Genomic DNA, 14268 nt, shown 5'->3' with positions numbered 1-14268 from the left:
AGAATGAGATGAAGTCATTCGCATTTCACAGTCCCGAGACCGTGCCGGATGCGTTTGCATTACTGAACGACGTCTCCGAGAGCAAGTTACTCGCCGGCGGCATGACGCTGCTGCCGACCATTAAGCAAAGGCTCGCGGAACCCGCGGCGTTGATCGATCTGGCGAAAATTCCGCAACTATCCGAGATTGCCGTCGACGAAGACGCGCTGGTGATCGGCGCGATGGTCAGACATGTCGACGTCGTTACATCCGCGCTCGTCCGGAGCAAGGTCCCCATGCTGGTCCATCTTGCTTCCGGCATCGGCGACCCGGCTGTGCGCAATCGCGGGACGATCGGCGGTTCGGTCGCCAACAACGATCCGTCCGCGGATTATCCGGCGGCGGTGCTGGCGCTCGACGCGATCATTGTGACCGATCGGCGTGAAATACCGGCGAGTACGTTCTTCACGGGATTATTCGAAACCTCACTTGAGCCAAGCGAGATCATCACTTCCATACGCTTTCCGATTCCGTCCACGGCCGGGTACGCCAAATTCAAATCGCCGGCGTCGCGTTATGCCGTGGTGGGGGTCTGTGTTGCAAAAGCCGGCGGCAGTGTGCGCGTCGCCGTGACGGGTTCGGGTCCTTGCGTCTTTCGCGTGCCGGAAATGGAGACCGCGCTCGAAACGAGTTTCGAACCGGCCGCGATTGCCTCCATCAAGATCGGTGCCGCAGGGCTGAACTCCGACATCCACGCCGATGCCGAGTACCGCGCGCATCTGATTACCGTCATGGCGAAGAAGGCCGTCGCGGCCGCCATCCAGGGCTTGTGAGGACGCAGTGGAATCAAGCAGCGCTCGAACCGCGCCGACCGCGGGATTTCACGATCTGGCCAAGCTCTCCGCTACCGATTTGCTGGAGGGCTACAGGTCCGGGCGTTTTACGCCACGGGACGTTGTCGAAGACGTCATTGCCGCGCTGGAGATAACGGATGCGATGTGCAATGTCGTGGTTACGCCCACTTACGAACAGGCGCGCGCCGCCGCGGATCGGGCGACGGAAGCCTGGCGGGCAGGGCAACCTCAGGGGCGGCTTGCCGGCGTGCCGGTCACCATCAAGGATCTGGTATTCGTCGCAGGCGTGCCGGCGCTTGGCGGCGCTCCCTCCAACCGGGGATTCGTACCGGATGCCAATGCTGCGGTCGTCGCCGCGTTGGAGGCTGACGGGGCCATCGTCACCTGCAAGACCACGACATGTGAGTCCGGCTATAAGCTCACGGCCGATAGCCCGGTATCCGGCATCACCCGCAACCCCTGGAACAAGGCCCGGACAAGCGGAGGGTCGAGTGGCGGTGCCGCTGCTGCGGTTGCTGCCGGATGCGGCCCGCTTGCGATCGGCACTGACGGGGTGGGATCGATCCGCGTGCCATCTTCCTTCTGCGGCGTGGTCGGCTTGAAACCGACCTTCGGACTGGTCCCGCGGTCACCCGGATTTTCGCCTCCATCGTGGGCCTCGCTGGCCCATACCGGACCGATCGCGCGGACGGTTGCCGATGCTGCCCTGTTGCTGGAGGTGATTGCGTCCCATGATATTCGCGACGCGGCGAGCCTGCCGGTCGCCTCCCGCAGCTTCACGGTAACGCTTGATCGTCTCGACGGTCTGAGAATCGGAACCAGCGTTGATTTCGGTTATGCCGCCGTGGATCCGCAGGTACGTGACGCGTTTGAAGCGGCAAGCAAAATGCTGGCGACGCTCGGCGCCGAGATTGTTCCGGACTGCGCGAGACTTGCACCCGATATGCTGGAACGCATTCTGAAGCCGATCGCCTATACAGAACAGGCGGCGGCTGTCGCCAATCGCGATTCCATTGCCTTGTCGGCTTCCGACGAAGATTATCGCGATGTCATCGCGAAAGGCCGCAGTTACAGCGGCATTGATTACGTCGAGGCAAGTTACCGGCGGGCAGGCTTGCGGGCGTCGTTTCTGGAACTGTTTGGAAAGGTCGATGCTCTCGTCACGCCCACGGTAGCTGTCACGGCGTTTTGTGCGGGCGCACTAGGCGTCGATCAAATTGCGGACTGCACTGTCGACCGGCATTTAGGTTGGTCGCCGTTCTCGTGGCCGATAAACCTGACTGGACTGCCGGCTGTGACCATTCCGTGCGGATTTGACGACAGCGGATTGCCGATCGGACTTCAGATTGTTGCCCCCTGGCTGGATGAGGGTTTGATCTTGCGCATCGCAGCCGCGTTTGAGCGGGCGAGGCCCTGGGTTCAGTTTCGGCCCCCCTTGTCCTGAAACAGTGCGCGCTTCGACATCCGGCGTTAACGGCAACTCCGTTGCCAGCAGCAATTCGTCTTCGAGATTGAGATAATGCGCGAGGTATTCGTGCAAGGCGCCCGCGGCTTTGGACGTTGTGCCCGGCGATTTGTAGAGCAGTAGGTCGACTTTCGGAAGTGGAGGCAAGCCCTCTTTGACTCCAAGTTCACGCATGTTGCGGACCAGCGCGCTGCGGCCGAGCACCGTGACGGCGATGCCTGCGAAGGCTGCCGCCTGCAATCCGCCGACGCTGTCGCTGATGCACGCAATACGCCATCGCAAGCGCGCCGCTTCCAGCCGCTCGATGGCGTGATCGCGATAGATGTTGCCGGGGGGTAACAGCGCCAGCGGAATGGGAGATTCATTGTGGGCGGTAGATTGCTCGCCCGTCATCCAGATCAATTGTTCCTGCCTGACGACCTGGCCGCCGGTGAAATCGTTCATTCGGGTCACAAGGGCAATGTCCACTTCGCCGCGTTTGACGCACCCGACCAAGGGGGTCGAAAGCGAGCAGTTCAATTGGATTTGAACGCGCGGAAACGCCGTTCGAAAGATCTTCAGGATCGAAGGCAACATGAACGCCGCATATAAATCGGGCGTGCCGAGCACGACATTTCCCTCGATATCCGGAGATGCGAGTTGCGACAGCAATTCATCGTGGAGGCCCAGGATCGAGCGGGCAAATTTGAGGACCGTTTCACCTTCGGTAGTGAGAAAAAGACGCCGGCCCTCGTGGATGAAAATGGCTTTTCCGGTCAGCTCCTCAAGGCGTTGGAGTTGCAGTGTGATCGCCGGTTGCGTTCGGCCCAATCGCCTCGCGGTCTCGGTGATGCTGCCTGTCTCGACTACCGAAATCAGCGAGCGAAGCATCCGTATGTCCAAGCTGATCAGGTTCATTGAGCCCTCACCGCGATTCTGAAGCCGGAAGCTTACAAGCAAGTTTCATGCTTGGAGGCTGATCGCTGAAAAATAAGGCATTTCAGCAAGTCGGAGAGGTCGTAGGCATCATGAAGCGCTCGCAGAACAGGCGATGTTGATTGCTTCGCCGCCAGCGTCTCGACCGTCGGTAAGATCGAGTGGCGCTTTTGCATTGGTCGGCAGGTAGTCCTATCCATGCATCGCGATCGACCGGCCGTCCAGAGGTCGGATTTCCTTCCCTTGATTGTTGTAAGTACACACAATTTCCCTATATAGTGTTGGAGGGGTCGCTGACCCGCATAATTCATTTGTTCTCCGGTCAGGCCCGTCATTCAGGCGGGCCGTTGCCGTTTTGGGACTACCGAACGATGAACCATTCCAACCGTACCGACCATATTCGCCTGACGTCGCATCCGGTGCCCGGTGCGACGCATGAATTTCCGATCCTGTGGGGAGCGCCGACCGCGCGTGAACGCGGTCCGATCATCGGGACGGTATCGCGTCCGCAGGATCGTAACGTGATTGGCACCCACGGCGGCTCTTATGCGGTCTACCGCGCACTTGCCGTCTCTTCGGGCGCTTTGGACCCGATCCGCCGGCCCGATCTGACCAATACATACCCGGCGGCGACCGTCGGCCCATTTGAGCAATGGTTCGATCCGGAACGCATTGTTGCGCTTGATCCGTGGGGACATCTCGTTGCTGAAAACTTCCGCGCCGAAATCGCGGAAGGCATCGATATCAGGCCGAGCATCGCGATCACGCGCGCCCGTCTCGATCTGCCCGAAATTCAGGCGGCTCTGGCCGCCAAGCGGTTGGTCGCTGATGGCCAATTCGTTCACGCCAGCGGCTCCGTCTCTGTCGTCAAGATAGCGATTGACCCGGTATGGCATCTGCCCGGGATTGCGCAACGCTTCGGCACGAGCGTGACCAGCCTGCGACGTGCGCTGTTCGAGCAGACGGCCGGCATGTTTCCCGAGCTTGTCACGCGGCCGGATCTGAAAGTCTTTCTTCCGCCGATCGGCGGAACGACCGTCTATCTGTTCGGCGATGTCACGAAACTTCCGGACCATCGGACCAAAATCACCTGCCGCGTCCATGACGAGTGCAACGGCTCGGATGTGTTCGGCTCCGACATCTGCACCTGCCGTCCATATCTCATCCAGGGCATCGAGGAATGCGCGCGCGCCGGACAATCGGGTGGTCTGGGCGTCATCGTCTACAACCGCAAGGAAGGCCGAGCGCTCGGCGAAGTTACGAAGTTTCTGGTCTACAACGCACGCAAGCGTCAGGAAGACGGCGACGACGCATCCGCTTATTTCGAACGAACGGAATGCGTTGCCGGAGTGCAGGATGCGCGTTTCCAGCAACTGATGCCGGATGTCATTCACTGGTTGGGATTGAAACGCATCGACCGCTTCATCTCGATGAGCGACATGAAGTATGATGCACTGACGGGGCAGGGTATCGACATTGTCGAGCGCGTGGCCATTCCCGATTACATGATTCCAGCCGACGCCCATGTGGAAATCGCCGCCAAGAAAGCCGCGGGGTATTTTTCGCCCGAGACGAGGCCTGAGGACCTGATCGCCTCCGGTCGACCGCTCGAAAAATACTAGGGCGGGCCAGGGCCATTGATGTGACAGCTGACGCAACGGCAGACGGCTTATCTCTTTTAAATGCGGAAGCGGTACGCAGTCGCGCCCACCGAATGCTGGAAATCGGCTTGAACGACCGGCTTCAGCATTTCAAAGTCGATCTTGGGCGGCTCGACGAGGCGGTTGATCTCGTGCTTGCGACAACGCACAAGGCCTATCCGACGTTCGATGTTCCCTTTCATTCGCGCTGGCGCCATTTCGTCGTTGGCGGCGTCGATCGCTGGGCGGCACTTGCCGACTCCAAGAACTGGCGTGACGACAAAGAGCGCGCCCGCGCCGAATTTGATCTCGCCATGACCAGCGTGCTGCTCGACGCCGGAGCTGGTCCGTCGTGGCGCTATTGCGATCCCTTGACGGGCGCAAGTGTCGGCCGGTCGGAGGGGCTGGCGCTTGCCAGCCTGGACATGTTTGCGAGCGGCGTCTTCTCGGCGAAGGCTGACGAACCGCTGAGGGCCGATGCCACTGTGCTTCAGCAACTGACCGTTGCCGACCTGCAGGCCGGCTTTCAGGTTGCGGACGACAATCCGCTGGTTGGCCTCGAGGGCCGCATCAGCCTTCTTCGCCGGCTGGGCGAAGTAGCATCGGCCTCACCGCAGATTTTCGCCCGCGACGATACGGCTCGGCCCGGCGGATTGTTCGATCACCTCACAGGGATAGCCGGCCCGGGGTTGATCGAGGCCACGGCGATTTTGTCGGAACTTTTGCGCCAACTGGGGCCGATCTGGCCGTCGCGCATAACCCTCGGCAGAATTCCATTGGGAGACTGCTGGCATCATCCGGCGCTCAAGACCGAAGACACGACCAGCGAGCTGGTGCCGCTGCACAAGCTTTCGCAATGGCTGTCGTATTCGCTGATCGAGCCGATACAGCGGGCGGGGCTGCAGGTGAGGGATATCGACGGCCTGACGGGTCTCGCGGAATACCGCAACGGCGGATTGTTCGTCGACGCCGGGGTACTGGTGCTGCGCGACTCCATGGACGCCCAACGCGAACATGATGTCGCGTCTGCCCTCGTGGTCGAGTGGAGGGCGCTGACCGTTGCGCTGCTGGACCGGCTGGCGGATCTCGTGCGGCAACGCGTTCGCCTTGATGCCGTCTCTCTTCCGCTGGCAAAGATTCTGGAAGGCGGCACCTGGGCGGCGGGCAGGGCGCTGGCGTTCGCGCGCCGACCCGACGGTTCGCCGCCTGTCAAGGTCGTCAGCGACGGTACGGTTTTCTAGTGTTTGGTTGACGTGTTTTCTTCATGCGAACAGGGTACCCGGTTCGCTCGAAAAACCGCTATGGAACGCGATTCAATTAGTCGCAGGGAGCAAAAGCATGGAAAGCGTTACGATCGTGGATCACCCCTTGGTGCAGCACAAGCTTACGCTGATCCGTGACAAGACGATTTCGACCAAGTCTTTTCGCGAACTCCTCAAAGAAATCGGAATGCTGCTTTGTTACGAGGTGACGCGCGACCTGCCGCTGACCGACGTGGAGGTCGAGACTCCGCTGGCCCGAATGCACTCCGCCAAGATCGCGGGAAAGAAACTGGTTTTCGTGCCGGTGTTGCGGGCAGGGGTGACCTTTGTCGACGGAATGCTGGACCTCGTCCCCACCGCCCGCGTCGCGCATATCGGGCTCTACCGCGAGCCGCAGACATTCGTGGCGGTCGAATATTTTTTCAAATCGCCGTCCGATCTTCACGAACGGCTTGCTATCGTGGTGTCGCCGGTTCTTGCGACGGCGAACACGGCGGTGGCGGCGGTGGACCGGCTGAAGGAACGAGGCGCGAAGGATATTCGGCTGGTATGCCTGCTTGCCGCGCCGGAAGGTGTGGAGCGCTTCCGCGGCCTGCATCCCGACGTGCGGCTGTGGACGGCCGGTATCGACGAGGGGCTGGATGCGAACGCCTTTATCCTGCCTGGCCTGGGTGATGCCGGCGACCGCGCTTATGGCACCCGATAAGAACCAAACAGGTCTCGGCGCGCCCTACTGGAACGCCGTTTCCGAGAAGTTTCTGAGCTTCCGCGAATGCAGCCGCTCCAGCGGCATGTCCGCCAACTTCTCCATCGTCCGGATGCCGATGGTCAGATGCTGGGCCACCTGCCGCTTGTAGAACTCGGTGGCCATGCCGGGCAGCTTCAGTTCTCCGTGCAACGGCTTGTCGGACACGCACAGCAAGGTTCCGTAGGGTACGCGGAAGCGGAATCCGTTCGCGGCGATTGTCGCCGATTCCATATCGAGCGCAATGGCGCGCGATTGCGAGAGCCGCTGGATCGGACCACGGCGGTCGCGCAATTCCCAATTGCGATTGTCGATGGAGGCGACGGTGCCGGTGCGCATGACGCGCTTCAAGTCATACCCGGATAACCCGGTCACTTCCGCCACGGCCTCCTCGAGTGCGACCTGGATTTCGGCCAGCGCAGGAAGGGGCACCCATAGCGGGAGGTCGTCGTCGAGAACATGATCTTCCCGCATGTAAGCATGCGCCAGCACGTAGTCGCCCAGCGCCTGGGTGTCGCGCAATCCGGCACAATGCCCGAGCATGAGCCACGCATGCGGCCTGAGCACGGCGATATGGTCGGTGATCGTCTTGGCGTTCGCGGGCCCGACACCGATATTGACCATGGTGATGCCTGCGTAGTCCGGCTTCTTCAGATGATAGGCCGGCATCTGCGGCAGACGCGCCGTTATGACGCCGGCGGCCGGTCGCCGTTCGTCGCGCCTGATAATGACGTTGCCTGGCTCGACGAATTCGGTATAGCCGTTATCGCCGTTCGCGATCAGGTCCCTAGCGCGAGCACAGAATTCGTCGATGTAGAATTGGTAGTTGGTGAACAGCACGAAGTTCTGAAAGTGGTTTGGGCTGGTGGCCGTGTAGTGCTGCAGGCGATGAAGCGAATAGTCGACGCGCTGCGCGGTGAATTGCGCCAGCGGCCTCGGCCGGCCGACCGGTGCTTCGTATGTGCCATTGGCGATCTGATCGTCGGTTCCATCAAGATCTGGAACGTCGAATAAGTCTCGGATCGGTCGCTTGATGTTTTTGGCGGCGGCGCCGTCGACGTATGTGCCTTCGAGAAAAGCAAAATGCAGTGGGATGGGGGTTTCCGACTCGGATACGGCGACCGGAACGCCATGGTTGCGCATGATCAGATCGAGCTGCTCAATAAGATAGGTTTCAAACAGGTCGGGCTGCGTGATCGTGGTGGAGTAGTGCCCGGGCGTCGGCATGTGGCCATAGGACTGACGAGCATCGACCTGCGTGTATGAGCTCGTGGTGACGCTGATTTCCGGATAGAACGCCCGGTAGCGCCGGTTACTGTCACCGCCAGCCGCGAGCGAGGCGAAGGAATCGCGCAGGAACTGGGTATTTCGGGCATAAAGTGATCGCAAAACCGCGACCGCCTTGCGTGGGTCGTCGAAGCTTTGCCGCACGAAGGGCTCTGGTGTGGCTATTGGCCCGATGGCTCGGGGCTGACCGTGATTCTTCATGAGCCTAACCTAATATCTTGGACGACCAATGGGGAGGCTTGGCATGTGGGCCACGGCAGGGGTTTTGGGCGCAAAATTGGTTGTCCGGGAGGTTGGTGGGTGTCTTTCAGGGGTGACCGATCTCAATGGGATTGCTGCAGGGCCGCCGCGGCAACCGACCGGCAACCCGATGCGCACTACCAAGGTTGCGGCGGTCCGTTGACGTTGTCGAGCGGGAACACGACATATCCTGTACCGTCGATCCGGGTCACTACTCAGGAGCAAGATATGAACGCGCCGCCAAACATCGATGCCGTCACCGCGCAGGACGTCTTGCACTGGCTGACAAACGACACGCGCGATGAGCGCTTCATTGACAATATTTTCGCCGAGCTGTGTGTCCGGCTGCAGCGAACGGGCATCCCCGTCAAACGGGCATCGCTTCATATCTTGATCCACCATCCGCAATGGCTGGGTGCCCGGATCATGTGGTCCGACGGGATGCGTGAGGCAGAGATCGCGAGAGTCGACTACGATGTCAGGGAGCGATCCGAATACATCGGTAGTCCCGCCAATGAAATCCATGACGGTGCCATCGAGGTGCGCGAGAACCTCGAACGGGACCCGTCACTGGGACGCAAGCACGCCGTCTACGATGACATGCGGACAAAAGGTCTGACCGACTATGTGGCGTGGCCGTTGTACCATACGCTCGGCAAGCGACATATCGTGACTTTTGCAACCGATCGGCCCGGAGGTTTCGATGACGCGCATGTCGCCGGCCTGTTGAAACTGTTGCCGGTTCTGGCGCTGGTCAGCGAAATTCGTGTCAAGAACCGACTGGCGCGAACTTTGCTCGAAACCTATGTTGGGTCGCATGCCGGCGAGCTCATCCTGGCCGGCGCCACCAGGCGCGGAAGCGGGACGACGGTAAGCGCCGCGATCATGATCTGCGATCTGCGGGATTTCACCAGGATCTCCGATAACTGGCCGCGCGATGATGTCATTGATCTTCTAAACGGCTATTTCGATGCGATGTCGGAGCCGATTGCGCGGCATGGCGGGGAAATACTGAAATTCATCGGTGACGGTCTGCTTGCCATTTTTCCACTCAGTCAGCCCTCGGCCTGCGCAAATCTGCTGCATGCCGTGGCCGAAGCCCGTCAGGCCATGGCCGCCCTGAACGAAAAGAACGGCGACACCGGTCGAGCGCCGCTGAATTACGGTATCGGCGTTCACGTCGGAGACGTCATGTACGGCAATATCGGATCGCGCACCCGGCTCGACTTCACCGTCATCGGTCCTGCGGTCAACATGGCTTCGCGTCTCGAAAACCTCACCAAGCAGTTGGGAAGAACAGTGCTGCTCTCCCGCGCGTTCGCCGAGTTCGTCGAAAACGATTTCGATCTCGAACGCGTTGGCGAATATCCGGTACGTGGCTTCAGTGATCCGATCGAGCTGTTTGCGTATCACGGCTGAATGCCGTCCTATCGCCAGTCGATGAGAGCACGAAAATCTTCTCGTATTCATGTCGAAGCACAATGATGTGCGCCTTGATTCTGTCGGGATAGTGCCATGGACTTCGCTGAAGAAATGGGTGACGCCTGGCTGGCGAAGCCGCCCCGTAAGTCGTGTTCGGCAACCCGCGCCGCTGATCGCCCGATCGAATATCCGGAATTGCGGACGATGATTGGCAAGCCGTTGCGGCCCGAAAACGTCGAGGTCGGACCCGTTCTGGTGCCGTCCCAGTCGCAGGTAGGTCGGCGATGACTTGCCAATCCTGGGCAAGCCTGGTCATTGCCAACGTCGAAAGATGACGCTGGCGTTGACGCCCCCGAAACCGAATCCATTCGAAATCGCATGCTCCATCGTCATGCGCCTGGCCTCACGGGACACGAGGTCGACGCCTTCTGCGGCCGCGTCACCATTTTCGAGATTGAGGGTGGGCGGCGCGACCTGGTCGCGTAACGCGAGGATCGTGAAGATCGCTTCCGCTCCCCCGGCTGCGCCGAGCAGATGACCGGTCGCCGATTTGGTGGCGCTGACGGCAATTTTTCCGTCGCGGCCGAACACGGCTTTGATTGCTTCCAGTTCGGAAACGTCGCCAACCGGCGTCGACGTGGAATGGGCGTTGAGATGCTGGATATCACCGGGCTTGAGGCCGGCCGCCCGCAAGGCGCCTTCCATGGCGCGGCGCGCGCCGTTGCCGTCCTCGGGTCCTGACGTGATGTGGTAGGCATCGGCAGTCGTGCCATAACCGGCGATTTCGGCGATCGGTTGGGCGCCCCGGCGGAGCGCGTGTTCCAACTCTTCAATGACGAGGATGCCGGCACCTTCACCCATGACGAAGCCGTCGCGGTCGCGGTCGAAGGGCCGGGACGCACGCGCTGGCGTTTCGTTGAAGCCCGTCGAAAGAGCCCGGGCGGCGGCGAAGCCGCCGAGGCTCACGAGATCGATGCAGGCTTCCGAGCCACCGCAAATCGCAACGTCTGCTTCTTCGGTTCGGATGAGGCGTGCAGCATCGCCGATTGCCTGCACGCTCGCGGCGCAAGCGGTAACCGGGGTGCCGATGGGACCCTTGAAGCCGTAGCGGATGGAGATATGACCAGCCGCAAGATTTGCGAGAAAGGACGGCACGGTGAACGGCGAGAGGCGCTTGACGCCGCGCTGATCGGTGGTGCGAACCGCCTCGACGATTGCCGGAAAGCCTCCGATGCCCGATGCGATCACGCTCGCCGTGCGCTCCAGCGAATGCGCGTCCGAAGGAGTCCATGCCGCTTGTGCGAGGGCCTCGGCCGTGGCGACCAGTGCGAACAGGATGAAGCGATCCATCCTCCGCTGATCCTTGGGAGGAACAACCAGATCCGGATCGAAGCCTCCATCCGGATGGTCGGCCTTTGTCGGCACGATTCCAGCGACCCGCGCGGGAAGGGCAGCCGCCCATTCGGGAAGGGCAGCCAGCCCCGAACGGCCCGCGAGCAGCCGGGACCATGCCAACTCACTGCCGCAACCCAGCGGTGATACCAATCCCAACCCTGTAACGACGACACGACGCATGATGAGATTACCTTGTTGAATTGCCCATGAGCACCCCACGGGCGTGAGGTTAGCTCCGAACAGCAATGGAGCCCTTAGCCGTCGGCACGAAGTCGCAAGCGGCCCGACCGGACCACTGCGCTCAAACGCCCCAAGGCAAAGGCGAGCGTTCGGTCGAGATCCGCTTAGCCACGGTTACGCCGGCAAATCCCATCTGCTTGCGAAGGCTCTTGTCGAACATCCGTTCGGGTACGAAGCGACGCAGGATGCTCACTTGCTGCGCCGTCCTACCGCAGGTGTATCGCCGACGGGGCGACGTGATAATTGCGGCTTCCACAACCCTCTCAGCAACAAACTCGGGACTATCGGCTGTCTTCATGACCTCGTGCATAAGTGCGCTGGAGCGCATTCGCGCCGAGACGTAGGCGTTCAGGCTTCGATCCGGAAGCACCCCGTTCTGTTCGAACGAAGTGCGGGTATACGCCGGCCCAAGCAAGCAAATTCGAATGCCGAAGGTCCGCACCTCATGATCGAGGGACTCCGAATAGCCTTCGAAAGCATGCTTCGTGGAGAGGACCGAAAATGGGGCCGGTATCAAGCCAAGGACCGAACTTATATCGACGATCCGTCCTGCCTTTTGTTGTCGCATGATCGGCAGGACCGCGTTGGTCGTGCGGATCACTCCGAAAAGGTTTACATCGAATAATGCTTGGGCTTGATCGGCCGAAGATTCTTCAGCGCCGGCAAGCAGGCCCAGCCCCGCGTTGTTCACGAGAACGTCGATCCTGCCTGTCGCATCGTGCACCTTGCAGACGGCTGCGTTCACCGATGCATCGTCCGGCACGTCGCAGGTGACCATCGTAATCCCCTCGACGGTACTCGCGACAGCGCGCCGGCTGGTGCCGAACACGCGGAATCCAGCTTGGTGCAGCGCCTTTGCGGAGGCCTGCCCGATTCCTGTCGAAGCCCGGTCACAATCGCCACTTTACCGTCTCGTCGCATAAAAGCCTCCATGCGATTGATCAGCTATGAATTAAACTATAAATATCACATGACGGAAATCATACAACAGCTTATCAGAACTCCGTATGCGGTGTGCCAAAGGGCACAAAGATTACTTGCATGAGCGCCATTCTGAGGGCCGCAGGCAAGAAGTTCCGAGCAAAATTGCATGTGGCTCGCGAGGTGGCGTTAGGCGGTCTTCGATCGAATCCGATTTACTAGGGGTTGGCGAGCCTTGGGCATCGCACGTCTGGTCTGGGCCGCCGCCACATTCTTCTTTGAAGTATCCTTGATCGCATTGACCTACAGCATCCCCAACCTCCTACTTACGGCCATTGCTACCGACGCATCGTAGGGGTTTGTTTTTGGCGTCGCCAAAACCGAGGGGATGAAAACCTATCGGACCTTACTTGGAGCCTCGAACAGCGCGAGACGTGCGATTTCCGCTGGGCTGCCTCTGCTGCCACCCAACCATGGATTCGAACTTCGATCCGATCAGATGACCGCACCTATCGCTGGCTTTCGGCCGATGTTTTCCATCCGAACTCTGGCCCAAACCGGCCATTAGGAAATTTTGCGTTCGGAATCCGGCGATGGGAGTTCCAACTAAAAGAATATTGACTATATATTGGCAAGGCAGATTTTAGGCCGTGGTACTTGCTACAAGCTGGTGGTTGAGCCCCCGAATGGCAAAGAACAGCCTTGATGCGTCTTGTCCTGTGGCGCGGACGCTCGATATTGTGGGCGCGCGCTGGACGTTGCTGATCGTCCGTGACCTTCTCCCCGGCACCATGCGTTTTCAGGACCTTCAGGAGCGCCTGCCCGGCATGGCGCCCAACGTCCTCTCTGACCGTCTGAAAACACTTGAGGCACATGGCCTCGTACGTCGCGAGTTCTACTCCAACCATCCCCCGCGAGCCGCCTATGCCCTTACCGATCGTGGCCGTGAACTCGGTGTGATCGTTCTGGCTCTTGGCCGATGGGGCATCCGGCACCTCGGTGGTAGGTTGAAGCGCGGTCTCCAGCATGACGAGTGTTTCCGGCACCTGCAACAGGCTGCCGACGCCCTGGTCCGCCGGCCGGTCAAGCGGGTAAAATCCGGTGCCAAAGCCATCTCCTAAAGATCTGAGGATATCGAGCCAACCCACGGCGGCTTGACACGGCCACCCCGCCGCAGCGAGCCGGTTTGGCGATACACTCGGCCGTTCGATCTAGCGTCACGATTGTTGCCTTTAGCGATGCGCTATCTCTGCCGCGATCTCGTTCCCGCATGTAAAAAGCAAGTAAGTATCGTATCAATACTAGATCAGGAGCAGGTTCGAGGCGCGTGCGGACAGCTACGGGTGGGCATCAATCCTTCAGCGAGGCCAGTATGAAGCATGAGGGCCCCATTTTGGTTACAGGTGCAGCGGGCCAAGTGGGAGCCGTTGGACGTTCCTTGACGGAGACTCATTCGCATCGCTCCATCGCGATCTCTCGCTTCGCGTCGGCGATACATCATTTGTGATCAAGCTTTCGGCGTATTTGCCTCCGAATCCTTTCTCGCCGACCATCCGGCGCCGCGGACAATACCGGAACTACGAGATCATCGGCAGTTCGGTCGATTTCGCGGGACTTCACAGCGAACGCGCGGGCCAAATGGAGCTGCTCACCCGCTTCAGGGCGGCGGGTGACGCCAAAGGCAGCTTGCGAGTCATGCCAATAGTTAATCATTTTGCGGCCGTCGAGAACCCCACTCAGGACGGATGCTATTAAGCTCTGACGCTCGGCGCGACGGCTGTCGGTATCAGCCGGCCGTATGCTTATGGACTCGCACTCGGCGGCGTCGAGGCTATCCTTCATGTTCTGCGGCTATGCCCGTGCTGCCGATCTTCATCCATCCTCGCGGATGGCGGTGGCCTGA

The 14268-nt window shown here is 60.3% G+C and carries 12 protein-coding genes and 1 pseudogene; 9 read left to right on the top strand and 4 right to left on the bottom strand.

The annotated features are described in order from the left end of the window. Positions 1-8: 8 nt before the first annotated feature. Positions 9-812, top strand: coding sequence for an FAD binding domain-containing protein (locus HCN58_RS06230; protein ID WP_171578453.1), 804 nt, complete (start codon positions 9-11; stop codon positions 810-812). Between the two features lie 7 nt (positions 813-819). Next, entirely contained in the window at positions 820-2277 is a 1458-nt protein-coding gene (locus tag HCN58_RS06225; RefSeq protein ID WP_311966780.1) for an amidase, read from the top strand. Positions 2278-2412: 135 nt separating this feature from the next. Here HCN58_RS06225 and HCN58_RS06220 read toward each other — a convergent pair. Then, positions 2413-3168 (bottom strand): annotated as a pseudogene (locus HCN58_RS06220) (LysR substrate-binding domain-containing protein); the annotation flags it as partial. 416 nt (positions 3169-3584) lie between these two features. Here HCN58_RS06220 and HCN58_RS06215 point away from each other — a divergent pair. The 3 genes from HCN58_RS06215 to upp all read left to right on the top strand — a co-directional run bounded on the left by HCN58_RS06215 (position 3585) and on the right by upp (position 6821). Next, positions 3585-4835: a GTP cyclohydrolase II gene (locus tag HCN58_RS06215; protein WP_171578452.1), complete on the top strand. Its 1251-nt coding sequence runs from the start codon at positions 3585-3587 to the stop codon at positions 4833-4835. 20 nt (positions 4836-4855) lie between these two features. Next, a complete protein-coding gene (locus tag HCN58_RS06210) occupies positions 4856-6094 on the top strand; it encodes a URC4/urg3 family protein (RefSeq protein WP_311966779.1) in 1239 nt (412 codons plus the stop codon). A 97-nt stretch (positions 6095-6191) separates the two neighbouring features. After that, positions 6192-6821: a uracil phosphoribosyltransferase gene (upp, locus tag HCN58_RS06205; protein ID WP_171578450.1), complete on the top strand. Its 630-nt coding sequence runs from the start codon at positions 6192-6194 to the stop codon at positions 6819-6821. A gap of 24 nt (positions 6822-6845) precedes the next feature. Here the strand turns inward: upp and HCN58_RS06200 are convergent, their stop codons facing one another. After that, positions 6846-8348, bottom strand: coding sequence for an AMP nucleosidase (locus HCN58_RS06200; protein ID WP_171578449.1), 1503 nt, complete (start codon positions 8346-8348; stop codon positions 6846-6848). A gap of 267 nt (positions 8349-8615) precedes the next feature. Between HCN58_RS06200 and HCN58_RS06195 the strand changes: the two genes are divergently transcribed. Beyond that, positions 8616-9806 carry an adenylate/guanylate cyclase domain-containing protein gene (locus HCN58_RS06195; protein ID WP_171578656.1) on the top strand — a complete coding sequence of 397 codons (1191 nt, stop codon included), beginning with the start codon at positions 8616-8618 and terminating at the stop codon, positions 9804-9806. A 96-nt stretch (positions 9807-9902) separates the two neighbouring features. Then, positions 9903-10097 carry a hypothetical protein gene (locus HCN58_RS06190; protein ID WP_171578448.1) on the top strand — a complete coding sequence of 65 codons (195 nt, stop codon included), beginning with the start codon at positions 9903-9905 and terminating at the stop codon, positions 10095-10097. Between the two features lie 24 nt (positions 10098-10121). Here the strand turns inward: HCN58_RS06190 and fabF are convergent, their stop codons facing one another. Both fabF and HCN58_RS06180 read right to left on the bottom strand, forming a co-directional pair. Next, the gene (gene fabF, locus HCN58_RS06185) at positions 10122-11384 is read right to left on the bottom strand and encodes a beta-ketoacyl-ACP synthase II (protein ID WP_171578447.1); all 1263 of its coding nucleotides are present in this window, start codon (positions 11382-11384) and stop codon (positions 10122-10124) included. Between the two features lie 121 nt (positions 11385-11505). Beyond that, the gene (locus HCN58_RS06180) at positions 11506-12318 is read right to left on the bottom strand and encodes an oxidoreductase (protein WP_171578655.1); all 813 of its coding nucleotides are present in this window, start codon (positions 12316-12318) and stop codon (positions 11506-11508) included. 733 nt (positions 12319-13051) lie between these two features. Between HCN58_RS06180 and HCN58_RS06175 the strand changes: the two genes are divergently transcribed. Continuing rightward, a complete protein-coding gene (locus HCN58_RS06175) occupies positions 13052-13486 on the top strand; it encodes a winged helix-turn-helix transcriptional regulator (RefSeq protein WP_171578446.1) in 435 nt (144 codons plus the stop codon). A gap of 382 nt (positions 13487-13868) precedes the next feature. Further along, entirely contained in the window at positions 13869-14120 is a 252-nt protein-coding gene (locus HCN58_RS06170) for a hypothetical protein (protein WP_171578445.1), read from the top strand. The last annotated feature ends 148 nt before the right edge of the window (positions 14121-14268 follow it).

The sequence above is a fragment of the Bradyrhizobium australiense genome, assembly GCF_013114825.1.
Classification (GTDB): domain Bacteria; phylum Pseudomonadota; class Alphaproteobacteria; order Rhizobiales; family Xanthobacteraceae; genus Bradyrhizobium; species Bradyrhizobium australiense.
The sequence above is the reverse complement of the archived record's forward strand: the minus strand, read 5'-3'. Positions and strand labels throughout refer to the sequence as shown.

What these genes read in the sequence shown, in the direction of transcription:
- HCN58_RS06200 (WP_171578449.1), bottom strand. Translation starts at nt 8,348, where the DNA reads ATGAAGAATCACGGTCAGCCCCGAGCCATCGGGCCAATAGCCACACCA.
- upp (WP_171578450.1), top strand. Translation starts at nt 6,192, where the DNA reads ATGGAAAGCGTTACGATCGTGGATCACCCCTTGGTGCAGCACAAGCTT.
- HCN58_RS06215 (WP_171578452.1), top strand. Translation starts at nt 3,585, where the DNA reads ATGAACCATTCCAACCGTACCGACCATATTCGCCTGACGTCGCATCCG.
- HCN58_RS06230 (WP_171578453.1), top strand. Translation starts at nt 9, where the DNA reads ATGAAGTCATTCGCATTTCACAGTCCCGAGACCGTGCCGGATGCGTTT.
- fabF (WP_171578447.1), bottom strand. Translation starts at nt 11,384, where the DNA reads ATGCGTCGTGTCGTCGTTACAGGGTTGGGATTGGTATCACCGCTGGGT.
- HCN58_RS06190 (WP_171578448.1), top strand. Translation starts at nt 9,903, where the DNA reads ATGGACTTCGCTGAAGAAATGGGTGACGCCTGGCTGGCGAAGCCGCCC.
- HCN58_RS06175 (WP_171578446.1), top strand. Translation starts at nt 13,052, where the DNA reads ATGGCAAAGAACAGCCTTGATGCGTCTTGTCCTGTGGCGCGGACGCTC.
- HCN58_RS06195 (WP_171578656.1), top strand. Translation starts at nt 8,616, where the DNA reads ATGAACGCGCCGCCAAACATCGATGCCGTCACCGCGCAGGACGTCTTG.